Here is a 25,636-nt window from a genome sequence, read left to right as displayed (position 1 = left end):
GAGACTCTACTCGATACATAATCCGATTTTCATCCAGCTGCTAAGATGCTCATGCTTTAATTTCCACAGCCCTTCGCCAGCTCTTGCTGCGGCACCGCTCCATATTTACGGAGAAAAGAAATCTGGCCGGAGTGGATCCCCGTATGGTACATTAAGCGCCCCACAGCCTCCAGCGGCGTTGAAGGTCCAATCGGACACTTCCTGATCTCATGCCATTTCTCTTCAGGAAGTGCTGACATTCCGGCCAACAGATGCTGATTGGAAGCTTCCAGCAATTGAATCAGCTCATCCAAGTCCGTGAATGCAGCAGAGCTTCCAGTCGCTCCCCGGCTCGTCTGAACCTGAAGCCTTCGGGCATTTGCAGATCGAAGAACCAGGCCGCGAACATATACTCTACCTCGGCGTTATGACGCAGCATGTAACCGATCGATGCCGACTCTCCGGCTAACTGCAATCCGAGTTCTTCCGCTTGTAAGCCTCTGACCGTTTCATGAAATCGGCTCTGGATGGCGTTCCATACAGGCAGCAGTGTTGCATACGTTGACATACGATTCCCTCCTTCATATGGTTAATGATTCATCCGGTTTATGACTTTTCTGCATTAGATACGGATTGACCGTGTCCTTCCCGTGCCACGTGCTCGAATCTATCGGCTGTCAAATCTATATCGTACGCCTGGCCGAACCCGGCCACATACCTTCCTGCCGACGGAGCAAGCTCGAATAAGGAGAAATCCAGGCCGCGCAGCATGGTCATCATCGGGGTTGAGAAGGTCTCTGCGAACAATTCAAATATTTCCTCATATCCTTCTTCCCCAATATTCCTGGCCACACAGGTGAATCGCGCACGCTCTCGGGCAAACAGGTTTGACGTAGATACCTCATCTGCGATCAGCATCACATCAACCAGCCCTTGTTCTTCAAGGTGGCGATAATGAGGCGCGATACGACTGATATAGATGTAGAACTTACCTTGTGTCTGCACGAAGGGAGCATAGGAAATAAAGGGCCTCCCTGTCTCATCAATCGTGCTGAGGATCAACGACTTCAGGCCGTTAGCAAATTCCATATACTGTTTCTTGCTTGCTTCCGTATCCATAACCTTCATCACAAGCCCTCCCTTAACTTTAAAAATAGTTTATATTTTGTGAAGCACATGAATCCGTGGGTGGTTTTCCTCTTTAAACTCGATCTCTGCCTCAACACCGTAAACTTCCCGGATCAATTCCGTAGTAAGAACATGCTTGGGAGGACCGTATGCTTTAATCGTTCCTTGATGAATGACACACACCTTGTCACTGTATGTACTAGCGTGATTAAGATCATGCAGCACCATGATGACTGTCAACTGCAGCTCCCGGTTAAGCGACTTTACCAGTTCCAGCACATCAAGCTGATGCGCGATATCGAGATAGGTCGTCGGCTCATCAAGCAGTAGTATCGCAGGACGCTGGGCAAGAGCCATGGCCAGCCATGCTTTTTGTGCTTCACCGCCAGATAGAGAATAGACCAGTCGATCGCGATACCGATCCATCCCAGTGAGCTGTAAAGCCCATTCCATGATGAGGGCATCTTGTTCATCCAGCGGTTTATACCACTTCTTATGGGGCATTCGCCCAAAGCTGACCAGTTCCTCGACCGTCATATCGGCCGGGCTTGCATTGGCTTGGGAGAGCATACTAAGTTTGCGCGATAACTGCCTGACACTAAGACTCTTCAAATCATCCTCCCCTATGAATACCTGACCCATGTCATAGGGGATGAGCCTTGATACGCCTTTCAGAATTGTCGACTTCCCCGAACCGTTCGGACCTATGATCGATATGACTTCGCCCGGCTGTACCTCTAATGAGAAGTCTTGGATAATGGATCGATCCTCATACCGGATATTCAAAGACTGCAGCTTCATCATGGTTATGCCCCCCCTTTACGCATGAGATACAAAAAATAGGGTCCTCCCGCCATGGCCATAATAATGCCTGCGGGAATCTCAAGCGGACTGAACAACGATCGACCGATCGTGTCGGCCACGATCAATACAATCGCGCCAAGCATCAGGCTGAACGGTATGCTGTATCGGTAATTGGAGCCGATTAGCATCCGTGACATATGCGGTACGATTAAGCCGACGAAGCCAACCAGCCCCACCTTCGAGACGGATACCGAAGCCAGGAACACAGCTACAAAGGACAACAGAATCCGCACTTGATTCACGTTCTGACCGAGATGATGGGCCGCTTGCTCCCCGAGTCGCAATATATTCGCTTGCCGGATACATACAATAGCCATCAGCCAGCCAATCGCGGAGTAGGGCAATATCGCATACACATCGCGCATCCCTTTCCCCGATAGACTTCCGTTCATCCATTGCAGGGCAGCCGGTAATTTATCGCTGTACAGAATCGACAGCAACCCAATCACACCGCCAAATACGGCATTGACCGCAACTCCTGACAAAATGATGCGTATGGGCGTCATCCCCCTCTGTTTACTCCACGCCCAGGTATATACCATAATAGCTGCCACACCACCGCCAACGATCGCGCCGAGAGGAATCAGCGACGAGAGTTCAGGCATCACCAGCATTATGAACAGTACCGTCACCGCAGCACCGCTAGATACGCCCGTTAATCCTGGATCAGCTAGCGGATTTTGCATGACGGCCTGCAATAAAGCACCGGAAGCCGCCAGGTTAGCACCGATGATGAATGCCAGCAGCACGCGCGGAATTCGAATGTCCCACAGAATCGTATTCCAGTATGCATCCCCCCGACCTATGAGTGTCATCCACGTCTGATATGGCGTTAACCTGACGCTGCCAATGCCCATGGATACGATAACTGCTACGACCAGCAGCACGAATACAAGGAATATGAGCAGCAGCTTCTTCCTATGCTTCTCCTTAACCAAGATCAAGCTCCTCTCTATTCACCGTACAGAATAGAGGCCAGCGATTTGTAAGCCTCTGGCGCTTTTGTCAGGGATGCGATGCCGAACAGGTTATAGTCCAGCGGCTGCATCTTGCCGTTCTGGAAGGCCTTCAGCTTCTCCCAGGCACCATTCTTCTTCACGTCTTCCTCGAATTTCTTCGCTACCGCGTTGGCATCACCGTGAGCGACTAGCAGAATCACATCAGGATTGGCTTGCACCACGCTCTCCATGTTGAACGGAACATACGTCTCGGACGACTTCAGCGTGTCTGCTACCACGTTGGAAGCACCCAGATTCTTGGCCAAGCTTCCCGCAAAAGTATCCTCGTTCATCAACATCAAATATTCCGTCGAACCGAACAAGAACATAACCGTCGGAGCGGCTTTACCTTCAACCGATTTCAGTATTTCCGCCTCCTCCTTCGCGAAGGACTGCAGGACGGATTGCGCTTGCTCCTCTTTCCCATACAATCGACCCAGAGCCACAGTGGACGCTTTCAGCTCATCAAGGGAATCCACGGGCAGGTAAGCTGCCGGGAGTTTGGCTGGTTCAACCATTTTGCCGATGCTGTCCTTGATCGATGCAGGCGCTAGAATCGTGTCCGGCTGCAAGGAAGCGATCTTCTCCAGATCAGGCTGATGTGAGCTTCCAACCCGCTCGACATCCGCATACGCTTCAGGCAGCTGACTCTGTGTAGTCGGAACACCTGCCAATGCAAGATCAAGCGCGCTATACAATTCCGTGATAGCTACGGAGAGTGTCACAGCCGTTTGCGGTGTCTTGTCACTGAACTGCGCTAGCAGCTCGCTTACTTTCTCTTCATCTACGGTGACTTCCGGTATATCAACTTGCTCGTTACGACTAGCATCCTCCGTTTCCTCGGTTCCTGCTTCATTCGTCTCTTGACCAGATTCACTTCCGGCTTCCGTACCGCTATCTGTATTGGCAGCTGCCACCTGCTGATTGGTCCCTTCATCAGAACCGCTGCTTGTCGTGTTTCCACATGCTGCAAGCAGCATCAAACTAAGTACGAGAATGGATAATTTCCATAAACGGTTGCGCATTCAAAAATACCCCCAATAGATATGTAATTGATAATGATAATCATTATACATAGAATGATTATCATTATCAATAATTATTTTTCTCAATTGAAACGACACTCAATAAAAAAGACCGGCTCGCTATGGAGCCGATCCGATTTTATTGATATCCACCCTGAACCGCAGGCAGCTGTTGATATTCTTCTCTCTGTCTAAGCAGTTCGATAATGAATTGAGCGAGCCGGGTCATCTCCATCCCATCCTCTCCCTTGTCGCATTGACTCCATGCAAACCGTTTGCTTTTATCCGATACAGTAACGGTAAGATCATAGCTGGCGTGAGGCTTCATATTGCATTCCGTGGTTAACTGTTTATCCTCCTCCATAGCATTCGTCTGCATAATCTCTTGATAGATCTGCCGGCGTTCCTCGTCTGAGAACTGAAAATGGTTCAATACAGCAACTTCCCCATTCTGTAGATCTTTGACAACCTGCTGCGCTGCTGTATTTATTGCATTTTTTTGATGTACGCCATATTTCAATTCAATATCAAACGCAGCCTCCTCATGCTCAAGAACCAACGGCTCTACTCGCTCTCCAACAACACAGCCCGTTAAAATCCCCATTCCCAGTAACATACCCATTACAGTAGCTCTAGCCCATTGCATTATTATCCTATCCCCCTCAACAACAGTAATGTCTTCTAGACGCACGCGACTCCCGAAAAGTTCCGCATTCTTCCATTTGGACAATCTCCAACCCTCCAGTAAGCCACCAACCTTGCCCTTGTCTGGTATAGTCTGAATCTACTCTTACGAAACGAGGTGTTTCCATGTTGTTATCCGTTCAAAATCTCTCGGTCGCCTATGGTGACAAACAAGCCGTTAAGAACCTATCCTTTACGGTAGCCAAGGGTGAGACGTTTGGTTTGTTGGGCGCCAATGGAGCAGGGAAATCTTCCAGCATCGCCGCTATTCTAGGTGTTGAGTCAAGCCGCTCCGATGAGCTCCTTCTCCTTGGAAAGTCACCGATTGCCGCACGAAGGGAAGTATTCGAGGAGGTGGGCGTACAATTTCAAGAAACCCATTTCCCTGACAAAATGACGGTTGAAGAAGCTTGCATACAGTGGCGTGCATTATACCGGCATCCGCAGGAGGTCGCGCCGTTACTGGCCGCCTTTGGACTGGAGGATAAAACGAAACAACTGATCAAGCAGCTTTCTGGCGGCGAGAGGCAACGGCTCGCGGTCCTGCTCGCACTGCTGCCGAATCCGAAGCTCGTCTTCCTGGATGAGTTAACGACGGGGCTCGATACGAAAGCACGAAAGATGCTGTGGAAACAATTGCTGCAGATGAAAGAACAGGGCCTTTCCATTGTATTGACTTCGCATTACATGGATGAGGTTGAGGCCTTATGTGACAGACTGCTCATTCTGAACCATGGGGAGACGGTCGTGGAAGGTACGGTTTCGGAAGTGATACAGCTGAGTGGACAGCCTGATCTGGAAACGGCCTATTTGCATTTTGCCGGTGAGGAGGAATGGATATGAATATGTTTTGGACGATACTGAGGATCGAAGGCAGGTTGGTGTGGAAGGGACTTGATATACTCATTTTCGGCATTCTCTTTCCCATTATTCTGGCCGGGCTTTTTGGCTATATTATGAGTAAAGACGCTACACTGGGTGGTGCCTCCATGTTTGAGGTCTCCTATCCGGCTGTCGTGACCATCGGCATACTCGCAACGGGGGTTATGGGCATTCCGCTGACGATTTCCGATTATCGGCACCGTGGGATCCTGAAGAGATTCCAGGTTACGCCTGCGAATCCGCTTCAGCTCTTGCTTGCGCAAGGCGTCATTCAGTTTACGTCAGCCCTGATATCTTTTGTTGGGGTAACCCTTATCTACATCTTGTTGTTTCAATATGAAATGAACGGCAGCTGGATGGCGTTCTTGACAGCATATGCCAACGTGCTAATCGCCATGTACGCGATCGGAATCTTCATCGGAAGCGTTGTACCGGATCAAAAAGCAGCCAATCTATGGAGCTCCCTCGCCTACTTCTCCATGCTGTTGTTCTCGGGAGCAACGATTCCATATGAGATTATGCCGTCCTTCGTCCAGCGAATCATGGATTTACTCCCGCTGGCACAAGGGATTCACCTCATGAAGCACGTCTCGCTTGGCGAGCCGCTGCAAGATGTCTACATCGCCATGATCGTGATCGGAGCATGTATTATGGTCGGCATATTCGGATCAGTCAAATTATTTAGGTGGAAGTAAGGAGATGGATATGACGTGGGATACCTGACAGCGCAAATCGCCGGCAGGGCACGATTACACCCGAACACCGTCCGCTTGTATGAGGAGTGGGGATATATTTCCCCCGTTCCTCGCGCGGATAACGGGTACCGCTTATATTCCGATCTGCATCTGTATCAGCTTCGGATTGCGCGCACGGCGTTTCGTTGTGAAATCGTGCAGGGTCATATCCGGGCTATGGCACGCGAAATCGTAGAAGCCAGTGGCCAAGAGAAGTTTACGTTGGCACTCGAGCTTGCTGTTCAGTACCTTGGCCGGCTGCAGCAGGAACATATGCGAGCTTTGGAGGTAATTGATCTGGTTGAACAATGGCTTAGCGGAACCGAAGAGGTATCCACGCAAACCTACAGCTTAAAAGAAGCGGCCAGCCAACTTGAGGTTTCAACCGAAATCCTTCGCAATTGGGAGCGGAACGGATTGCTGTCAGTCCCTCGCCACGATAACGGCTATCGCGCGTATACCGACCGTGAGATGAACCGCTTGAAAATGATCCGCACGCTACGATCCGCTCACTATTCCACGAGTGCCATTCTACGGTTATTTAATAAATACGAACAGACGAAAGAACTGGACGTCCGGCATATTCTGAATACACCGGATGAACATGAGGACATCATAGCGCTTACCGACCGTCTGACGAACTCGCTGGAGGAAGGGATTGAAGCTGCCCACGAATTAATTAACCTGCTGAATGATCATGGGAATTTAAAAAGGACAAACGCATGAGTGCGTCTGCCCTTTCTTGCTATTGCTTATTCCTCATCTTTATCCGTTGACTCATTAACCTCATCACCGTTCTGATTTTCGGACTCTCGTCCTGCAGAAAATGCACTTTCTTCTGACAGCTCATATGTCTCTTGATCTACCACAACCTTATCGATGGCAGTTGGATCAAGCAGTTGATCCAGCTTTAATACAACCTTATTCGGGTACGATTTTTCGTCCGGAGTGACACCGTCATGCTCTCCAGACGGCGTCTCTCCCCCCGTATTCGAGTCGGCTGGATCTTCTCCATCAGGAACCTCGGTATTCTGATCGGACTCATTGGCAGAAGTATCCGCATCATCTCCCGCATCACCCGCAGTCGTTTCCCCTGTTGCCTCATCCCCGCACAGCCGCTCTATTGCTGGACTCGCCGCTTCGAACATGGTACTGCCATCCTTGCTTACAATCTGAATCTCATCCACGCTGAATTCACTACAAGCAGCAGTTGGCTCAAAATGAAACACCAGCTCGGTCACAGCCTGCTCGCCTTCCCCCACCTCCGCCGCTGTCAACAGCGGCTTCTCGGATTCTAGCGTAGTAGGCGGTGGTGTAGCAACCGGACCTGGATCCGCTTGATCCGGCCCCTCATCACGGCCTTGGATCACCAGGAATATCCCTACGGCCAAAACGATCAGCACGAGGGTGGAACCTATCTTTACCAGCCTGCGATTCCTGCGGATAAACCTGACGAGCGGCGAAGCCAGCTCGGCCCTTGCCTTCATATAGACCGGTTTGAGAACGGCTGGCGGAGAACTGAAATACGTTTTCACGTATGCTTTATTTTTGAACGCTTCCCGGTCATGACTCTTAAAATATTGCACAATCGCAGACGCGTATGCGGGCACCAGTCCGCGGGGTCTCACAAATACCGGCTGTTTCGTAGACCATTGTAAGTACTGGTACACATTCTCCGGGCTAGGACTGTGCTTGTGCAAATATTGAAGCAATGCTCTGTAGTCGATGGCACCGGATTCAACGTCCGTGCAAAAAGCCAGGGTAATACTCTCATATCGGGCTGGGCCTACGTCATGCTGCAGCCACTTCCGCACGATCTGTTGTGCCCGTTCTCTCTCCTTCGCGGATAGCGGCGACAGTACCTCGGCCTTCACCTCGGGCCTGCTAAACCATTGGTGGAGTGCAAGCATGACCCTCACTTTCGATTGAATCCGGGAATCAAAGCGAGCTGCCCAGCCTTGAACATCCTTTGGCATCTGCAGGAAACCGATCTCCAGCAGCTGCGCTTGACTCAATTGCTCAGGCTCTACCTCGCGTAAGAGGAAGAGGTTTGCGCAATAGATGATGCGGTCTGCAAAGGCGGTACCGCCTGGATAACGGCCGATGCCCTGTTTGGCATCATGCTCCAGACGGTCCAATGAATCCAGTAGTGAATTAACGGTTCGTACCGGATCCGCCTCACGCTGCAGCTTGTCTGCAAGTTGAGATTCCACAAGTTTAATAAAGGGTTCATACTCCAACAGTATCGGATGATTTCGCACCCATAAGCTAGTAAGATCAATCTGATCCATTGGCGTCGCCGTCTGCTTCATTCTGGCCTTCATATACGGATCGAACAAGAGTTCAGGGAGTCCAGGACTGGACAGAACCCGGGCATAAAAGGCTCGACTCAAAGAGGGGCTTCCCTCCAGCAAGCTATACAGCGCCTCCGTCACATCCTGACGCTGCTTCGATAGCGCATTGTTCAATGAACGAATGTAATATTCCACGATGGCGTCGTTATGTTGACGCGGATTGATGTGGTGATAATCCTTGATATATCCCGCAACGGCTGCATTCGGCACGCTGCCGCCCTTCACCAGCTCGAATTCAAGGGCAAAGCGGGAATGGAACAGATCATCCAGTCGCTGCTTGATCCCATGCGCCCCAAGCGGGCTCAGGTAGAACAGAATGGCTCGCAGCACGGCACGCTGGTGGTCGGCATACAACTCTTCCCGTCCTTCTTCTATCTGGAATAAAATACACAGATCATGATAACTCCGCACATCGATCTTCTGTGCAGGCTCCATATCAGAAAGCATCAGCTGCGCAAACTCGAAGAAACGTTCTGCTCGTCCAGGGTCGCGTAAGGTCTCCCATGCAAAATCAAGAAACGGCTGTTCCGACCATTTCAGGTCCACGTTGATCACTCTGCCGGCAGCTAGCTCGAATAAGTAATCCTTCTCGATGCTGCGATCACTCAGGCGCAGACCGCCCTTCTCCACAAACATCAGATGAAGACCCTTTTTGCTATAGGGTTCCTTGGCATACGATATGAACCCCAATACTTGCCGCAGCGCATACGGAAGAGCGGCAAACAGCACGCCGAGCAACTGCTCAGCCTTCTCCGACAATTGTTCGACCGGCACATCGAGGACAATGTACACCTTTTTCTTGCCTGAAGCCGCAGATATGCACGCATAGATCAACTGTTTGAATACCTTCTCGTCGACGCCCAGTTCCTGCAGCAAACTCATGATCCTCGCAGGCGTTGTGATCAGGCTCATTCCAGCGTCAACGGGAAGCCCGTTAAGTTCGGGCAAATCGATTCCTTGCTCTACGTCGTAATGAGAAGCAAAATCAGCTTGAAGCCACGTTCGGTAAGCCCAGCGATCATCGGCCATGAATCCGGGCGGAATCACATAGTGATGCGTGAAAAAGGCGCTGCGAAGTCCCGTAAAATCCGCAGGCTGGAACACGCTCCGCCCGAGCACGGTCTCCCCCGCATCCGTATGGAACAGATGAAGGGCGGACGGATATACCGCCGCCTCCTTCTCACTCCGCGCAGCAAGCTCAGCCGGAGCTTCGTATTGGCAGAACGGGTGCAGCACCTTTTTGATGAAGGAGGATTCTAACCCAGGTGACCGAGCCACCGTGTCGAACCCTTCGGCGGCGCGGAATACGCCCCGGCGCTCCCGTGTGTACATCTGTTGCTGTATGTTTCGGGAAGGAACATCCGGCACTAGTCTTCCCTCCCCTCAATATACTTCAGCTTGTACAGCAGCCAGATGAAAGGTTCATCCACCCGAATCGGGCTGACTACGCTCTGCAGCTTCTGATCGACGGGATTGCTCCCAAGGGCAGAAACCGCAAAATACGCTGCATTCGAGAAATAGACGTCCATCGTTCCCTTGAACGGACGATCGACCTTCTCAATGAAACGTCGAATCTCGCCGTCAATATTTTCAAATTCCGTCAGATTCAAATGCTTGCGGTGGACCATATTGTTGAAGATGTTGCTGTTCAGCTTCACATATTCGCCATCCTCATCCTTCAGCGCATGCAGCATATCGCTCTTCGTCAGCACAACGGCAGTCGGAATATCCGTCTTGCCCTTGTCCTCATACGCAATGAAATCACCGAACATGGTCAGCACCACATCGCGCGGTTCATCGTACTGCGACACCCATTCACCCGGCTGATCGCCGAACTTCAAGCGAATTTTCTCGCGTATGGAGCGAATCTGAAGCGGATCGACCATAAACAGAATCCCCGCTGAGTTCTTGATATGTTGACCGTGAAGGCCCAAATAATCCTCGTCCACCATACCCTCTCCCGCTACGTCGAAGAACACAAGCGTTAACGGCGGCTTTGATTCATCCTTGAATACGAATTGAAAAATAAACGGCTCCTGCATCTTCTCCTTCTGAGTCGATGCGAGCAAATCCCCGCGCTCAAACAGCGGTTCCTCATACCCGGTACGAAACTTGCGGCTGATCTCTGCATTAAGCGGCATGCAAGCCGCATCAAAATGATCAGCTGTCGTATGCTGCAGCGTATGAATCAGTGATGTCATATACACCGATTTTCCTACCTGGGAGGCGCCAATGATGGAGATGATATTGCTGGGCACCTTACCTGCGGTTACAGGAAGCTCATTATGGCATTTCGGGCATAACCGTCTGCGCGTCATCACGCCGTAACGGTCATTCAGTCCGACCAGTACATGATCGGAATAGATATGATGCTCCTCGGGAATATCACCAGGCCGAATAATCGCCTCTATATCGTAGACGGAATCAAGACCAAAGCGCTCACGATAGCGGTTCAGCTCATCATCTTCACCAAGCGCATAATCTTCATCGTCCTCGCGGTCGTGGGCAGCCCGAAAGACAACCTCCTTCGGCTCAAATTTGCTGAAGCAGTACGGACACACAATATCGTAGAACAACGGTCTTGGCTCCGGCTCCGTTTTTTTCTTGAACATATCAAAAATGCCCATCATGTGTTCCTCCCTTTAAACCTGTAGCTTACTCCCGACCTTGACGAGTTCATCTCTCGTCATACGGCTTGTCCAGAATGTCTATTTATACACCAATTCATACAACGATCCGTACCTCTTCCCGTCCGTAAAAAACAACCGTACATAATCGTTCTTCGCCACCTCGATAGCAGGCAAGGTATTGCGCCCAGCCACAAAGTCCGTCACGAACGGGTACATGATCCCGTCCTCCTTATTGGCTGGATGAGCGCCTTGCTTCTTCACATAACACAGCGCCTCTTTCGGAACCGGTACTTCAGCTGTCACCTGAATCTCAATCAACTTGTAGGGCTGCAACCAGCGACTCTTCTCGCGAACGGAGTATACCAGCTTGGCTTTACCGGTACTAAAGTGAATACGGTTAGACTGATCCGACTGGATCAGTAACGTCTGCTCCCCATCTTCTGACGATAAGGCGTACACCGTGTAGGCCATCTGACCAATGCCGTCCACGCGATCCTTATAACCGTTATTGGCCTTAAATTCATCACGCGTGTACAACCGCAGTCGCTTGGGATCCGGGCTCCCGGACGATATGAAGCCTTCGTTATTCAATTCGCGATGTATATATACCGCTTGTAAACCCGGCGGCCAATGCCACCGAAGGGTGCAATTGCCCTCATCTACCTGATAACTAAGCCCCTGAATAATCAAATCTCCGGGCTCTGCCTGTCTAAACTGCATCATGTTACATGCCTCCCGATTAGAATCCTCGGCTTGAATCGTGCGGACGCTGTCTCGTACCGGATTGACCCGGTCGCTGCGCAAGATGCTGACTATATAGTTTGCTGTTCTCCTTCACAGGAATCACCGCCGTGAACAAAGCCAGTACACCCGCCAGAATCAGACATGCCAGCAGACGAACAAGTGCATCCCTGACTTCCCCCCCGGCCAAGCCGTACTCCAGCACAAGCCCGGCAAGCATGCCCGATACCGCCCCGCCGACGCTAAAGCTCAACGCGAGATGACGATTATCAAATACGAGACCCAGCGATAAGCCCATCGCAGTTCCGATCAAGAGCAATGCGATAATTCTGCCAATCTGGTAGTAAAGGCTATTTGCCGCTGCACCCGTTCGTTCCGTCAGCAATGAGCGCTCGCCTACATCCTTGTCGTAAATGCTCTGAAATACGAACGACAGGTCGGCAGCATTCTCCACATCGTAATATTGTCCGCCCGTCTCGGCCGCGATTGTCTTCAGCAGCGCCGAGCCGTCCTGATATATCAAGTTCAGCCCTATCGTATTCACCGCGATCTGTTGCTGCTTATACTCCACCAGCACTCGCTCATGATCCGTCTCACTGAAGCCGTCAGATAGCAAGATAACCATGGCGTTTCGGCCAGTGCCCGGCTGATCTTGGATATGCTGCATCGTCTCATTAAGCGCAAGGCCGATGTCCGTCCCACCTTGCGACGTAACCAGGCTGTCAATTTCGGTTATGATCTCATCTTTGGCCGCTTGATTATTAACACGCGTGAACGGCTGCAATAAATTCGCGGTATGATCAAACAGCATGACGGCAACCCGGTTGTCTTCGTCCATCCGCTGGATCAAGTTCTTGGCTGCCATGAAGCGGTCCTGATTCGGATCGGTATCCTCCATGCTGCTTGAATTATCGATTACCAGCACAATGTCCTTCACAGGCTTGGGCTGACTGCCCGGAGTCATCTGGTACACCCATTCGAACAACAGTCCCAGCGCGAACAATGCTACCAGCGTAGAAGGTACCAGGAGCTTCCATGACGTCCCTGTATAGCGCTGTCTCCACGAACTCCCGTTCAGTCTGGGCGAGATGATCTCAGCCAATAAACACGACAGGCCGATACAGAAAGCAAGGATTCCGAAATACACCCCTGTCACGAAAATAACGGGGAGCCCGATCCCCCACACGCGCAGCCAATATTCTCCGATGGCGAATCCGATGACCCCGCCTATCACGCTGAATAACAGCAAGAGCGGATTTATTTTTCGTTGCACCATACACGCCTACTCTCTTTATCTAATTCAGAACCTTAACGCAGTTCCGGCAATAATTCCGACTCTATTCCATGAAACTCGTAACCATTAGCCACATACGTCTCGTAATAGGTTCTGCCGTTGCGATAATACATCAGATCTTCCAGGTGGAAGCCTCCCATTAGGTTCAGCTTCTCCACTCCACTCGAGCGCTTCTCATGCACAACCCCAAGCTTATACACTCGCAGAGCTTCATCCACACGGATCGCATAGCGAACAAATTCACTATTCGCATCCCCGAAGAAATATTTCTCCTCATAACGATGCTCCTGCGTATAATCAAGGAGTCTGACCAGCGCAACCGAGTGCTCATCCAGCCTACGGTACAGCACCTTGAACAAATCTTCTTTGGCAAGCACCTGCTTATTATGATAGTCGATAGTTACGTTGGCCCGGCGCAGCAGTTCCTCTTCAAAGGTCTGCACGAACGGCTCCGCCTTTAATAAATCCCTCAAGCAGACCCGAATCATATTTCCCATGATCGACTCGGTCCCCTCGCCTGTAAGGAGAGACAGATTACCGACATACCGTTCCTCGAAGAATACCGTCGCACCGCGCTTGCTCTCCAGCTCCAACATCAGTTCCTCGGTCACCAGCCCGTAATATTCCATCATATTCTGACCGATATAATCATCCGCAGAACGGATACTGGCTTTCGCCGCATCCAACAGTTCTGCATCCAATTGATCCAGCAAATCCGCCTGCCGTTTATAGTGCTGGTGAAGCTCCTCGATGCCCGCTTCATACTTTCGGTACAAGGCAAGCTCGGTCTCCAGCCGAAGCAGATCATATTGGCGTTGATACACTTCACCAACAAAATAACGAATGAAATGACGCACATTCTGCTTATCTCTGAAGGGCAGCTTTTTGAACGGCTGGCTGTCCACCTGCTCCTCGTAATAGCGATTAAGCTCTTCCCGTTCCGTATTGAGTCGACTACCCAGATCGCGGATTCGTGATCGGATCGCTTTCATCACGATGCTTCCATCCGCTTGATCATCCGTCCATTCAACGATCTGAAAAAGGCCGATATGCGGATTCTTCAGCATGGACTGCTGAAGCGAATGCTCCAGGAGTTCCCTCGTGCTCAGCGACGTTAGACTCTTCTGCACTTCCAGTTCATAGTTGGTGTGGAAGAAATGCTGACTTCCCTCTCCGAACAAAGCCCGTTCCGCTTCTCGAATTGTCATTCGCTTCAACTGTGCATAGCTGACAGGATGCGACATCATCCCCTTTAGCCCATCGATAAGCTCCGCATCTGGCAGCATCCGGCTGACCGAAGCAGAGACAGCTCCGGATGAAGGCCGAAATACGCCATGCATTCATGTATATCCGGATCAGCACCTCGCTTCATCCGTTGCAGCAGCCCACGGCAGAAATGGTACAGCACCGTCAATGCGATCGGTTCGTTGGGCCTCTTGACTCGGGCAAAGCCGGCCGAGACGAACCCTTGACGACCGGACTCCGTCCTGATATTGCTTTTAAAGGACGTATTGTTATAGACCCCTCTGATGCCGTCGTACACATCGTCCTTCAGCTTGCGGTTCTTGAGTAATCCCAGATGACAGATGATCTCATAGATATCTTGGGCCCCAGCATCCGATATGCCGCGCTCATTCTTATCAGACAGTACATAGACCAGATCGAACAACGATGAGGCTGAATGTACGACCGGGATAGTTAAGCCGTCCTCCGTTACTTGCAACGGAGCTGAGAAGCTGTAATCCGGACTCTGCATCCGCTCAAGCTCCCTTAGGAAGGCGACACCGACAGAGCTGTCGTATCCATAGGATTCGATCTGTTCTCTTTCATTGATAAGTGTGTACAGGTCCATCTGCACCGACTTGAACGATTGCTTGAAGATTGAATCGGCCAGCAGCGATATTTCCGGAATGAACACATTCAGCGGATCATCAACGCGCGTAATGATCGACAGATGGATGCGATCGAATGAAGAATAGTTTCGTCCATAATCAGAGATCTGATGGCTGAGCTGCCGAATCGATTGGTTTAACTCGGACAAGTACCGTTTCTCTTCATAGAAGGCTTTGTACATCTCTCTTCGATAAGAACGAGCACCGCCTTCCGCTTCAGGCAGTCGCAGCTGATAGGTATGGATGCGCCCCGCGGTTTGGGCGTCTTCACGCTCCGCACCGTTTGCATGCAGCTTCGTCCCAACATGAAAATAGATGACACTCGCACTGTTGTCCCATTTGCGGTCATGAATGTCCATAATCGGCTCGATCGCAGTCGCGACTTTATCACCGATGAACAGGTATACTTCCGGATAGTGGATGCTGCTCTGGTCATCCTCCATCCAGGTAAGACGATCCTCCGACTTGGCATAACCGGAAGCATACTGGCGAAGAATTTCTCTCATCTTATTTCAACCTTCTGCGAATATCATTCAATTTGGCCGATACTTGCCGGTAGAACTGATACCTTTCTTCTCCGTCGGCAAGCTCCATCTTCTCATAATCAAGCCGGTCGCGCGTTTCCATAAAGCGTTCTGCCCATTCATCCAGTACGGCAAGCAGCGACGTAATGTCCTCTGACGCCGTAAGTTCCTGATCACGACGTGAAGCTTTGCGCAGCAGCGTACTGCGGCTCTTCTCATCCAATTGGCGGAAGTGTCTGAACACATCGTATTCAACGTGGCTTACGCTCTTGAGCAGATTGGCGAACGGCTCCCATGAGTCTTCCTCGGGATCGCGATCATAGACATAGAGTGCACCTTTCTTGGTGATCGTTCCGGTGTATAATGCTTCAATGAATTGATCAAGCCATTTCTCCTCGTTCTGATTGTCGCTGATCAGACGCTCCAACTCGGTGATCGTGGCGGCGATGGATGCATACTTCTTCAATTCTTCCCGCACGCTGCGGATCATCTCCGGCGAACGAATCAGATTCTCCTTGGCCATCTCCTCGTTAATGCTGCTGAAGATATCCTTGGACCCAACCGGCTCCAAGCCCTCGCTCATCAACCGCTTCAGCTCCGTCCATGCCCGCTTGACTTCCCCAAGATTAGGCTTGGCACTTTCAAGCTGCATGTCATACGCGCGGAGCAGCTCGCTGAGCTCGAATGGCTTCGTGAACACAACCGCATAACGGCTGCTTGTATTGTGGTCGATATCCTTCGGCGTAATGACTTTGTACTCAAGCGCCTGATCGAACTCGGCGCGGACTCGGGCATTATAATGCTGCACGCGCGGATTGAGATACGTCTCGCCCCATGATTTCTCCGGAATCGGCGACGGCAGGTACGTCCAATTGTTGCGATCCGTCTGGACCAAGTGGCGCCCAACGCCTTCCTTGTCAAGAATCGTGCGTTCATAACTCTCTTCATATACCTTAAGCGGCGTGTAGACAAACAGCGGTACACCGTTCTTCGTATTCAACCAGAAGATTCGATTCTTCACTTCACTTTCCTTGACGGTGAAATGGGATTTACCGACCGAATTGTTCTGATAATTGCGAATCCCCTTGAGGATGCTCGGCGCCTGAACGGGAACGGATACAAATCCCCAGGAAGGGAAGTATAGGTTGCCCGCGCTGTTGCTCAGATGGAAGACCGGTACCGCTTCTTCATCCAGTTTGCTGGCGATATTGCGCTCAACGAATTTCTCGATGGAATCCTCCTGCCCGAATTTCATAACCAGGAAATCCTCCATGGAACGGGTGATCAGATCACCGAATTTATCCGTCAGGAACTCGGAGATGGACCTTACCACATCAATCTCCTGCTCGCGCGTCCAGCGATTGGCATGGTTCAGCAGCTCTTGTGCGAAGTCGCGAATCAGATCGTCCACATCTTTTTGATCCATGATCTTGTTGATCACGTCAGAGATATCGGGAACGCTGACGAGATTCCAATAATACGTCTTATTGCCCTTGTGATCCTGCTGCTCTTCGCCGTTCACGAGAATATCCCCGTTCTTGGCGAAGATTGAATTCAGCGCGTTCAGAATCTCGGTATACACGCTATAAATGCGGTTGTTCTCCTGATTAAGCAGATCATATAAATCTTCGTAAAATTCAATTAGCTGCTCCGTGCGTTCTACATCCGCTTCCAGCCAGTATTCATTGATCTTGGCTTCAATATATACATTCTTCTTCTTATCCTTGGAGACAAAGGCGCTCTTCGCATCACCCAAGCGATCTTCCGCTTGTTCCCTGGCCGACTCGATGTCACGCGGTATCCGGGTCAGATTCTCCCGCAGCGCTTCGATGTATGACAGCAGCATCTTGAGCAGGCTGAACCCCTTCTCCGTATAGATCAAACGGGATACATAGAATGGCCCTTGTTCCGGATGCAGGAACATACGGCGGACTTGATCGCTGAATTGACTGACGATCTCGCCCGGGAGCTGCTTCTTTGCTTTGATATATTCCTCGCGGGCACGGGCCAGGAAGTTCTGTTCCAGCTCCGTATCCATGTTGATGACTTGATTCTTCACGACATTGGCGTAACTGAGTCGTTCGCTGTTCTGATAGCCAGGCAGCGGCTCCGGTACACGGGACTCGAAATTCTTGATCATTGAGTCCAGATCGATGCCGAGCTTGCTCGCGAACTTCTCCACGTCCTCTTGGCTTGGGGCCTTTTGGAACATCGTCTCCATTTTGCCAAAGACGCGGTATGCCAAATACGTGGTCATCTCTTCAATCGGCAGCACGGCCGAAGATGCCCCGATAATGTTGTAATCATAGTTAGCAGGATAAGCCTTGTTCATCTGGGCAATATTGGTGCGGATATTGCTAATGTAGTCGTGGATCGCGAACTCTTCGCCCGATTGCTTCTCTTCACTGGCCATGAAGTTCGTAATGTTCTCCGCTGTCACATTCATGCAATAATCATAGGCGTTCTCCAGCAGTTTGCCTTCGGTATTGGTTGCGGAGATGAGATGACACAGATTAAACGGGGGCAGCGGCGAATTCACGTTCAGAATACTACCGTACTGCTGCCTGAATCGTTCCCCCCTGGCATCCACGTTCATCCAATAATCGAGCTCCTTGAGCGCTGCGTAACCGTTCTTCTTGATGTACTCGCGTGTATGCTCGCTCAAGCTTTTGTTCGCGAGATTGATATCCGGTGTAAACAGGTAACCGAGCGTGTTTACGCGATCAATACCCGCCGATCCGTGATCGCGCTCAATAATGCCGCGAACAATATAAGCGATATCAAGAAAACAGCCACTGCCGGTACCGCCGGATAATCCAGTCAGCAGGAAGACCATCAGCTTTTTGTTTGTGCCGACCGACAGCGTTTTAATCTTCTTGTCGATCGCCTGAACCACTTGCGTAATCTTCGTGAATAACAGCAAGCGGCCGGCTTGGCGGACACCGGCTGCTCCGTTCATTCCGTCGGTAATGCTTAGCTCGGGCGAGAGCCAATCCGTAATGTACGGCTCCAGGATGCTGCGATTCTGAAGCAGTCCTCCGATCTCCGCATTCGATAGAAGCACGAATTCATTGATCGGATCGAGACCGATCCCTTTGTAACGTTTATTTTTGTCCTGTTCATTGGTCTCAAAGGCCAGGAACTCGACATTGTCTGGCTTGTCCATTCTTTTCTTAGACAACGGATCCTCGGGCAGCTTGAAGCGACGGTTAATCTGATACTTCAGCCGCAGCAGTGCATCGATTCCCGTTCCTCCTAGTCCAATGATAAGAATCGGATTATCGATCGTATCAACGCGGATCTTCTCGCTGACAATCCCGCCTCCGAGTGAAACATCAAGCTGCTGTATGTGCTCTCTAACTACCGGTTTCATAGCTTCCCCTCCAGTTAAGTGATGGCGCTTAGGCCAAGTATTCCAATAATATGGTCTTATCGGTTTGTTGCAGGGCCACGCGAATGCGATCCCCGTTCTTCAGCTCGGTACCCTTCGCAGCGTCCAGCGCTCGCCCGGACTTCTCCACAACAGCTGATGAATGATTCGTAAGTATGATGCGATCGTTCTTGCCCGGCCTGAATACCATCTTCTCGGTCTCCTTCAACTCCGGGGCAAGCTGCAGCAGTTGATGCAGATTAAACTTCCCTTTAAACGACGTCAGCTTCTTATATTGCGGGAAGGTCTTCTCACCTGTATTCTCGTCGCGAATCTCGATGACGATCTGGCCGACAAAGCCTGATTCAATTTCTTCACATAACCGACCAATAAGGCAAGGCCAGCCCCGAGGACCGCCAAGGCAACGATCCCTATAACCACGGGCCATATCGGAAATGCTTTTTCATCTGGTTTGCCAGGCGTTGTCGGTTGACTTCCTGCGCCTGCGGTAGAACCCGTCTTGGCACTGATCGTGACAGATGCGCTCTCCCGATAGAAGCTCTGTTCTTCTGCACGCACTCTTAGCTCATACTCATGTTCTTTCGGAAGCTGATACTTCCCTTCAAACCGATCGCCTTTGTTCTCCAGTTCCACCTCTGACTCATCACCAGTATCCACATCCTTAACCAGCAGTCTGGCCGTCATGTTGCTATACAACTCCGAGTCCTGCAGTTTCTGGCCGTTGCTGACGAGATAGGCCTGAATAGCGATGGAATCCCCTGCCTTTACCGAAGAAGGGGGAGGGTCCATCATCAGTTCCAGATCATAATTGAATACGAGGTTGATATCGATCTTGTCTTGGGACACGCCCTTCACATGCAGCTTCCAATCTCCTTGCTCCGGCTGCAATAACTTGAGCAAAGAGTACGAATTGGAAGTGGAGCGCAGCACATTGGCCGATGGAATCGTCTGCTCGACTCCGCTCGGATCGATGAGCTTCAAGTCCACGGGGCTGGAGGACATGATGGAGATATTCGCTTCCAGTACGTTTCCATTCGGCACATGAACCGTGACCTCTTGATAGTCGCCATTGCCGGTAATCGATTTCACCGGTACAATATTGAGCTGCTGATGGCTGGCAAATATCTCGCTTAATATTTGCGGAAGCTCGTCCGCAGAACTTGTCGTAAAAGATTTGCCCCCCGTTTGATCGGCCAGGTCGGCCAAAGCTTCTTTATTGAGCTTCCCATCGGCATTCAGCCCGATCGTATAGATCGGTATCCCGCTTCCCTTAGCCTCATCAACGGCTGCCTTCAACTGCTCCGACGCCTGCTGATTAGTCTTTCCGGTATTTGGGTCCAGTTCATTGTTGCCGTCGGCCAGCACGACGATCATCGGCGCATGCGCAGGATCCATGCCCTGTTTCAGCACTTTCACAGCCTCATCTAGACCTACCGAGATATCGGTGTACGGGCCACGATCCAACTGATCGATAAATTCCTTCAGCGATTTCTTATCTGCTTCCGACTGAATTTCCAGCAAAGCTTTCTCTCGCTGAATACGGTCGGTATATGAGACCACCCCTACTTTATCGCCTGTCGTAGACAGCATATCGATGAACATCTTCATCGCTTCGTTGCTGACCCGGTCGGGGTCGCTGTTTTTCATCGAGTTGCTGGCATCCATCACCAGTACGGCATCAATCTTGGAGCCTTGTGCTGCTGCCATTGCCTGAGGCAAGCCTCCCCCGCTCCAACTCACCATTAGCAGAATCGCTGCCATTAGGCATAGCAGGCATTTATGAATACGTCGCATTGAATTACTCCTTCGCCAATTAGTTCGGCATCTGCGGATGCTCTTATCTACCCTCATCGAAATTTAACTGTAAGCCATTATTCTTAAAATGATATGAAAATTAAATTAATGGACGACATTTCTTGCAAGCCTTTGGTATATTACTATAGAAAATACCATAGAGTTCACTAAAATCTGCCAGCACTATGACAATATGATATAATTATAGCTACCAAAGTTCAACATAATCAGTGTTATCATAGGCTTAAGCTTCACGACTCCACATGATTCCACATCAATTACGACACTGGAAAGGAAATATATTTATGATTACATACGGATGTCTCGGGATTTTGTTTCTTTTTGTCATCATCAAGATCACGGCTTATCACAAACGTAAGAAGAACGCCAAGGCACCGGAGCAGTTACACCAGACCTTGATGGATGTCGCTAACCCGAAGAGGGAACGACATGGTTAAGAAGAAACCCGTACAACTGCGCCCCTATTATAAGACGAGATATATCTATGAAAAGTTAAGAGTTTGCAAACATTGCCACCATTTTACGATCCTTTGGGAGGACACTTGCGCTTCCTGCAAGCGTCCTTCGCTTGTTCCCGTACTGGAGCTGGCGGAGCGCAATGCCAAGCGTTCTATGCAGAAAGACAGGCTTCTCTTCTACATCATAGGGCTCTCTGCCGTACTTCTTAGCCAGACCTTTCTGCAAATTGTGATATCCTTCGCCGTGATGTTGGTCCTGATCGTGTTGTTATGGCAGGTCCAGCGGCGCGTACTCGAGTCCGAAACCTTTCACGCACTGGACAAGCTGTTCTACGGCCATCGAGAGCAGATTCTGGAAGGACTGGAATTGAACAAGTCGACAGCTGCTGCCGCCATTAACGAAGACGCTCAACTCGGTTATGAAATCGTCCGGGAGATCGGCTCACTGGTTCAGAATGATCCCATCAGGGTGCAGCAGATCGTCCTGCTTCAAAGCTTCAGCCTGCGCAAAGACATGGAGCTTGAGCTTGAGTCCCTCCTGCTGGAAGACTTTGATCCGGATTTGGTTGACTACATCGGCGAAATCGCGAAGATCAAACGCGATTTAATTAAGAGCAGCGCGATCCGATATTTGCTCGCTCATGAGTCTAGCATTCTGAAGATGAAGCATGGCAGACAGGTTATGATCGACGCTGCCGGAGCTGCCGTCCGGAAGAAAAAATACATCGACATTTTCCCTGACTTCATACGCCGTTATGCGGACGGACTCCCGAGATCGCGCTTCCTCCGCTTGTACCAGATTGTGCGCCGCAATCCCGGCTTGACCTGGAATGGTCTGCGCGACCAAGTGTCGGCTATTTATAATGAGCATTACCGCTCGGACCCTGATTTTCAAAAATGGGATTAGAGGGACTGTAACCGTTATGACGATAAAAAACACGCTAACCCTGCGTAATCTGTACGTTTTGTTTTGCGTTGTCCTGCTACTGCTTATCGGATACAAAGGGTTTCATATCTATCAGAAGGTCCATACGATGACACAAGCAGAACAATATTACGCGGAGAAGAAGCTGATTGAGGCGGAGGAGTGGTTTCAGAAGGCGCGGAATAACCGCTCCCTCCGATACAAAGAGGAATTGCTTAGCCTAAGACTTCAGGAGTTATCACCGATTACGTCCATGAAGCAGAGCCTCGCCTCACTCGATTCTCGATTAAACAGACTGGGGGAGTCAGCGGATTTCTCCGGCTTTATGAACGTCTATGCTGAGTTGCTGGATACCGGACGACGTCTGGCCGGAGATCAGGATCCATATGCTTCCTATTACGGCGAGATCGCTGATTTCTATGGAATTCCCGATGATGTGAACCGAATTTTCCTACAATTTATCAGCATGTTCTATCGGCAGGCCGAAGATCAGCTTCATCAGGAACAGTACGTGGACAACAGCTTTAAATGGAACTTGCTGGCCGTGCCGGAATCCTTCTACGGCGGCGAAGTTCATAAGCAGGAGAAGCTGCTTGGTATGTTCCAGCGGCACGATGAGACCATTATGAAGCGACTGGCTGCCGGAGGAAAGTATACTGAGCTGCTGGACTGGTCATACACCATGAGTTCTGACTATGAAAGCCACTCGGTACCCGCTTCCTGGGTACATCGCAAAACGGACGAGCTTGTGCACACGATGCTGCAGCGTGATGTGCAGCTAGGACGGCCGTCAGACTTTGTATCCCATGCCAATAGCTACAAGAATTATCTGAGCCGCACCGGACAACAGGGTTCGGATAATATGGGCTATATTCAGAATCAGATCAACCGTTGGTTAACTGCGGCACAAGGGATGGTTAAAGTGCAGAATTACGAGGGGGCTGTTGCATTATACGAAGCACTGTCGGGATACCAGGATGTGACTGGACCCTTGCAAGCAGCCCAATTGGCTTGGACGATTCATGATCCCAGCCGTCTGCTCATCCTGTGGGGGGGCAACGGCAATTTCCAGCATGTTAGTGGAGGCGGGAAGCGTTTCGGAGGGCTGGCCTATGCCATTGGATCCGATGACAATAATGTCATTTATTTAGCAATCATGCAGGCCGATGAATCGATACAATTGTTCCAAAATCACGATTTCCCAGTCGAAGTTGCGATCCAACAGCTCTCCATAGAGGAATCGCTCAGTACGGAGGCAAGTCCGGTTATTCTGGTTGAAGGCAGTACAGGCTCTAATCTCATGATGTATTCTGCCTATGAAGCCCATAACGCGAATCTGAACCTGATGTTCCAGTTCACCGCAGATGGCTATCAAGTGCAGCCGGACAAGTCTTTGCTCGTTACCAGTTATGAAGGAGCAAGCACAGACGAAATCGCCATGCTCGAGCGCCAGGGAGACCAATATCAATTCACCGGCTTCCGGTTGAAATATACCGATATCGCTATTGCCGACATCGAGAATCATCTGCAAGAACGAGTGCGTTTTTCGATTAATATACTCAAAGGCGGCTACGGCGAAGCTCTTGCTGAGCAAAATGGCCATTATGTTATGCTGAGGGGAGAATGGGATTTCACTGCAGGGAAATCTACTATGATCGGGACGTTTAGCGAGTTCCAATCAATCGAGTTGCCGGGTAGTCAAGACCCTCCTGTCGTTGACCCGGCAGAGCCGGAGACCGGACAGGTTGACGAAGGCTCTATGGAGGAGCCGGGGAATCCGAGCGAGACAGAGGATACCGAGACTTCCGACCAACTTGGTAATAATCAACAGGAGATTCCCGGCGATAACGGTACAGAGCCTGCGAGGCTCATACAGGTTCCCGTGATTGTGGTAGAGTCCATAGAGTAAATGCTGAATAAGCAAACGCGTGCTGGGGCTGGACCCCAACACGCGTTTTTATTTCCTTATTAACATACATTATTACTGTTCCATTTTGAGTTCATCTAAACGTTCAATAAACTCCCCAAGTCTTCCTTTTTCATCTACAGTTAAATCGATGTTATCTGCTTCTAATAATGCACCGTCAGCCTTCTCCTGTTGTCCCAATAAAAGATAAATCTCTGTTTGCAGTATTCTTGCTTTAAATAGAAGTTCATTCGATATTTGCTCTTTGAATTTACTACATGCTACTTCCATCGTGTTTCTGGCAGCTAAGAAATCTTCTTTTGAAAATGCAAACCGGTAGGCCTGAGCATATGCTTTTTCAAATTTCGATTCAAGTGCCTTCACTCTTTCATCTTCTTCCTCCATTAACCTTGTTGAATCTCCAGTCGTTTCTCCAATGATCATGGTATTTCCACAGGAATCTGTGACATTAACTCTCCAGTCTTCGGCCGTTTGATTTAACCTTGAAATTCGAGGTGTACCTTGATAAGGGATTCTGCCATAGTACGCCTTTAAGTTGGCCTTTAACTCTTCAAAAATCTCTCGAACGTTAGGCACAACAACATAGCAGCCTCCTATGTTCCCCTCCTCCTTGTATCTTTTCACACCATAAAAGCTAAACTCGCCAATGCCGTTTTTCGCAACCGAAGCAAATCGGTATGGGGCCTTTTGATAATAGGTAATATCAAATCCCAGCGCGGTATAAAACTCCAAATGAGTATCAAACCGTTCGTAATCGCAGTCAAAAATCGGGATCGTTCGATTGCGGTTATCTACAGTCATTATTGATATTCCTCCTTTCAATATTGAAGTGAAGAAAATCAAGTTTATCATCATCCCAAAATAATTTCCTATTATTTTTTATGGAAGTATTCTACAGTGCGTACTCTTTTAAAATCGTGAGAACAGCATCAAACTCAAACTTTAGTCATTGAGTTCTAACCATTCGTCCGTCTCCTTAAATCCAAATTTTTTATAGACGGGTCTGCCTAATGCAGAAGCACCAAGCCATATCTTAGATATACCAGATTGCCTGGCCTCGTCCACTAATTTGGTCAGCACGCTTGTGGCGATGCCCCTGCCGCGGTACTCGTCTTTGGTATACATATTGGTGATATACCCTTTTCTCCCGCTCTTGTTCGTATAGGAAGGTGGAAAATCGTAAATCACGATAGCACCGCAGGCTACAATGTCCCCGTGTTCTTCTACTAACCACTGAACGAGTGAACCATCCGTCAGTTTATTTCGGAAGAAGACATACAGCTCCGCATCGATATCCATACTTGGCTCGATTCCCTCGTCCACCAATTGTGTTTTCCTTAACTCCATTAACTCTTTAATATCATCGATCGTGGCCTTGCGATATTCCAGCA

General features: G+C 50.0%; 20 protein-coding genes and 2 pseudogenes. 6 read left to right on the top strand and 16 right to left on the bottom strand.

Annotated elements, in window-relative coordinates; all coding sequences use genetic code 11:
• Positions 1-56 precede the first annotated feature (56 nt).
• The 7 genes from JCM10914_RS30800 to JCM10914_RS21065 form a co-directional block, all read right to left on the bottom strand.
• The gene (locus JCM10914_RS30800) at positions 57-275 is read right to left on the bottom strand and encodes a hypothetical protein (RefSeq protein WP_231638727.1); all 219 of its coding nucleotides are present in this window, start codon (positions 273-275) and stop codon (positions 57-59) included.
• Between the two features lie 5 nt (positions 276-280).
• Positions 281-547, bottom strand: coding sequence for a hypothetical protein (locus tag JCM10914_RS30795; protein WP_023964440.1), 267 nt, complete (start codon positions 545-547; stop codon positions 281-283).
• 38 nt (positions 548-585) lie between these two features.
• Complete coding sequence (locus JCM10914_RS21085; RefSeq protein WP_023964438.1) at positions 586-1,107, bottom strand: HugZ family protein; 522 nt, start codon at positions 1,105-1,107, stop codon at positions 586-588.
• A 30-nt stretch (positions 1,108-1,137) separates the two neighbouring features.
• The gene (locus JCM10914_RS21080; RefSeq protein WP_023964436.1) at positions 1,138-1,911 is read right to left on the bottom strand and encodes an ABC transporter ATP-binding protein; all 774 of its coding nucleotides are present in this window, start codon (positions 1,909-1,911) and stop codon (positions 1,138-1,140) included.
• A 2-nt stretch (positions 1,912-1,913) separates the two neighbouring features.
• Positions 1,914-2,909 (bottom strand): iron ABC transporter permease, encoded by a 996-nt coding sequence (locus JCM10914_RS21075; RefSeq protein ID WP_023964434.1) that lies wholly within the window; start codon positions 2,907-2,909, stop codon positions 1,914-1,916.
• 14 nt (positions 2,910-2,923) lie between these two features.
• Entirely contained in the window at positions 2,924-3,994 is a 1,071-nt protein-coding gene (locus JCM10914_RS21070) for a helical backbone metal receptor (protein ID WP_023964433.1), read from the bottom strand.
• 139 nt (positions 3,995-4,133) lie between these two features.
• The gene (locus JCM10914_RS21065) at positions 4,134-4,640 is read right to left on the bottom strand and encodes a hypothetical protein (protein WP_023964431.1); all 507 of its coding nucleotides are present in this window, start codon (positions 4,638-4,640) and stop codon (positions 4,134-4,136) included.
• A 164-nt stretch (positions 4,641-4,804) separates the two neighbouring features.
• Here JCM10914_RS21065 and JCM10914_RS21060 point away from each other — a divergent pair, with 164 nt between their 5' ends.
• From JCM10914_RS21060 to JCM10914_RS21050, 3 genes are read left to right on the top strand one after another with little or no spacing between them, the layout of a single operon-like run.
• Positions 4,805-5,521, top strand: coding sequence for an ABC transporter ATP-binding protein (locus JCM10914_RS21060; RefSeq protein ID WP_023964429.1), 717 nt, complete (start codon positions 4,805-4,807; stop codon positions 5,519-5,521).
• On the top strand, positions 5,518-6,255 hold the full coding sequence (locus JCM10914_RS21055) for an ABC transporter permease (protein WP_023964426.1): 738 nt from the start codon (positions 5,518-5,520) through the stop codon (positions 6,253-6,255). Before JCM10914_RS21060 ends, JCM10914_RS21055 begins: the two co-directional genes overlap by 4 nt.
• A 15-nt stretch (positions 6,256-6,270) precedes the next feature.
• On the top strand, positions 6,271-7,020 hold the full coding sequence (locus tag JCM10914_RS21050) for a MerR family transcriptional regulator (RefSeq protein ID WP_023964424.1): 750 nt from the start codon (positions 6,271-6,273) through the stop codon (positions 7,018-7,020).
• 26 nt (positions 7,021-7,046) lie between these two features.
• Here JCM10914_RS21050 and JCM10914_RS21045 read toward each other — a convergent pair whose 3' ends face one another.
• The 7 genes and pseudogenes from JCM10914_RS21045 to JCM10914_RS21015 all read right to left on the bottom strand — a co-directional run bounded on the left by JCM10914_RS21045 (position 7,047) and on the right by JCM10914_RS21015 (position 20,914).
• The gene (locus JCM10914_RS21045) at positions 7,047-10,016 is read right to left on the bottom strand and encodes a hypothetical protein (RefSeq protein ID WP_023964422.1); all 2,970 of its coding nucleotides are present in this window, start codon (positions 10,014-10,016) and stop codon (positions 7,047-7,049) included.
• Entirely contained in the window at positions 10,016-11,275 is a 1,260-nt protein-coding gene (locus JCM10914_RS21040) for a hypothetical protein (RefSeq protein WP_036719404.1), read from the bottom strand. Before JCM10914_RS21040 ends, JCM10914_RS21045 begins: the two co-directional genes overlap by 1 nt.
• A gap of 81 nt (positions 11,276-11,356) precedes the next feature.
• Positions 11,357-12,001: a hypothetical protein gene (locus JCM10914_RS21035; RefSeq protein ID WP_023964418.1), complete on the bottom strand. Its 645-nt coding sequence runs from the start codon at positions 11,999-12,001 to the stop codon at positions 11,357-11,359.
• A gap of 16 nt (positions 12,002-12,017) precedes the next feature.
• Complete coding sequence (locus JCM10914_RS21030; protein WP_023964416.1) at positions 12,018-13,295, bottom strand: VWA domain-containing protein; 1,278 nt, start codon at positions 13,293-13,295, stop codon at positions 12,018-12,020.
• 32 nt (positions 13,296-13,327) lie between these two features.
• Positions 13,328-15,711: pseudogene (locus tag JCM10914_RS21025) on the bottom strand (transcription initiation factor TFIID).
• A 1-nt stretch (position 15,712) separates the two neighbouring features.
• On the bottom strand, positions 15,713-19,102 hold the full coding sequence (locus tag JCM10914_RS21020; RefSeq protein ID WP_023964410.1) for a tubulin-like doman-containing protein: 3,390 nt from the start codon (positions 19,100-19,102) through the stop codon (positions 15,713-15,715).
• A gap of 28 nt (positions 19,103-19,130) precedes the next feature.
• A pseudogene (locus JCM10914_RS21015) lies at positions 19,131-20,914 on the bottom strand (VWA domain-containing protein).
• A gap of 305 nt (positions 20,915-21,219) precedes the next feature.
• Between JCM10914_RS21015 and JCM10914_RS29360 the strand changes: the two are divergent.
• The 3 genes from JCM10914_RS29360 to JCM10914_RS21005 are packed head-to-tail and all read left to right on the top strand — an operon-like array spanning position 21,220 to position 24,227.
• Positions 21,220-21,372: a hypothetical protein gene (locus JCM10914_RS29360; protein ID WP_023964404.1), complete on the top strand. Its 153-nt coding sequence runs from the start codon at positions 21,220-21,222 to the stop codon at positions 21,370-21,372.
• Entirely contained in the window at positions 21,365-22,300 is a 936-nt protein-coding gene (locus JCM10914_RS21010; protein ID WP_036719403.1) for a hypothetical protein, read from the top strand. The genes JCM10914_RS29360 and JCM10914_RS21010 overlap by 8 nt, the downstream gene beginning before the upstream one ends.
• Before the next feature lie 16 nt (positions 22,301-22,316).
• A complete protein-coding gene (locus JCM10914_RS21005; RefSeq protein WP_036719400.1) occupies positions 22,317-24,227 on the top strand; it encodes a hypothetical protein in 1,911 nt (636 codons plus the stop codon).
• 72 nt (positions 24,228-24,299) lie between these two features.
• Here JCM10914_RS21005 and JCM10914_RS21000 read toward each other — a convergent pair whose 3' ends face one another.
• Both JCM10914_RS21000 and JCM10914_RS20995 read right to left on the bottom strand, forming a co-directional pair.
• Entirely contained in the window at positions 24,300-25,046 is a 747-nt protein-coding gene (locus JCM10914_RS21000; protein ID WP_023964396.1) for a histone acetyltransferase HPA2 and related acetyltransferase, read from the bottom strand.
• Positions 25,047-25,187: 141 nt separating this feature from the next.
• A complete protein-coding gene (locus JCM10914_RS20995) occupies positions 25,188-25,634 on the bottom strand; it encodes a GNAT family N-acetyltransferase (protein WP_036719428.1) in 447 nt (148 codons plus the stop codon).
• Positions 25,635-25,636 lie beyond the last annotated feature (2 nt).

The organism is Paenibacillus sp. JCM 10914, from assembly GCF_001315105.1.
Taxonomy (GTDB): Bacteria; Bacillota; Bacilli; order Paenibacillales; family Paenibacillaceae; genus Paenibacillus_AQ.
The sequence above is the reverse complement of the archived record's forward strand: the minus strand, read 5'-3'. Positions and strand labels throughout refer to the sequence as shown.

What these genes read in the sequence shown, in the direction of transcription:
- JCM10914_RS30795 (WP_023964440.1), bottom strand. Translation starts at nt 547, where the DNA reads ATGTCAACGTATGCAACACTGCTGCCTGTATGGAACGCCATCCAGAGC.
- JCM10914_RS21085 (WP_023964438.1), bottom strand. Translation starts at nt 1,107, where the DNA reads ATGAAGGTTATGGATACGGAAGCAAGCAAGAAACAGTATATGGAATTT.
- JCM10914_RS21080 (WP_023964436.1), bottom strand. Translation starts at nt 1,911, where the DNA reads ATGATGAAGCTGCAGTCTTTGAATATCCGGTATGAGGATCGATCCATT.
- JCM10914_RS21070 (WP_023964433.1), bottom strand. Translation starts at nt 3,994, where the DNA reads ATGCGCAACCGTTTATGGAAATTATCCATTCTCGTACTTAGTTTGATG.
- JCM10914_RS21065 (WP_023964431.1), bottom strand. Translation starts at nt 4,640, where the DNA reads ATGCAATGGGCTAGAGCTACTGTAATGGGTATGTTACTGGGAATGGGG.
- JCM10914_RS21060 (WP_023964429.1), top strand. Translation starts at nt 4,805, where the DNA reads ATGTTGTTATCCGTTCAAAATCTCTCGGTCGCCTATGGTGACAAACAA.
- JCM10914_RS21055 (WP_023964426.1), top strand. Translation starts at nt 5,518, where the DNA reads ATGAATATGTTTTGGACGATACTGAGGATCGAAGGCAGGTTGGTGTGG.
- JCM10914_RS21040 (WP_036719404.1), bottom strand. Translation starts at nt 11,275, where the DNA reads ATGGGCATTTTTGATATGTTCAAGAAAAAAACGGAGCCGGAGCCAAGA.
- JCM10914_RS21035 (WP_023964418.1), bottom strand. Translation starts at nt 12,001, where the DNA reads ATGATGCAGTTTAGACAGGCAGAGCCCGGAGATTTGATTATTCAGGGG.
- JCM10914_RS21030 (WP_023964416.1), bottom strand. Translation starts at nt 13,295, where the DNA reads ATGGTGCAACGAAAAATAAATCCGCTCTTGCTGTTATTCAGCGTGATA.
- JCM10914_RS21020 (WP_023964410.1), bottom strand. Translation starts at nt 19,102, where the DNA reads ATGAAACCGGTAGTTAGAGAGCACATACAGCAGCTTGATGTTTCACTC.
- JCM10914_RS29360 (WP_023964404.1), top strand. Translation starts at nt 21,220, where the DNA reads ATGATTACATACGGATGTCTCGGGATTTTGTTTCTTTTTGTCATCATC.
- JCM10914_RS21010 (WP_036719403.1), top strand. Translation starts at nt 21,365, where the DNA reads ATGGTTAAGAAGAAACCCGTACAACTGCGCCCCTATTATAAGACGAGA.
- JCM10914_RS21005 (WP_036719400.1), top strand. Translation starts at nt 22,317, where the DNA reads ATGACGATAAAAAACACGCTAACCCTGCGTAATCTGTACGTTTTGTTT.
- JCM10914_RS21000 (WP_023964396.1), bottom strand. Translation starts at nt 25,046, where the DNA reads ATGACTGTAGATAACCGCAATCGAACGATCCCGATTTTTGACTGCGAT.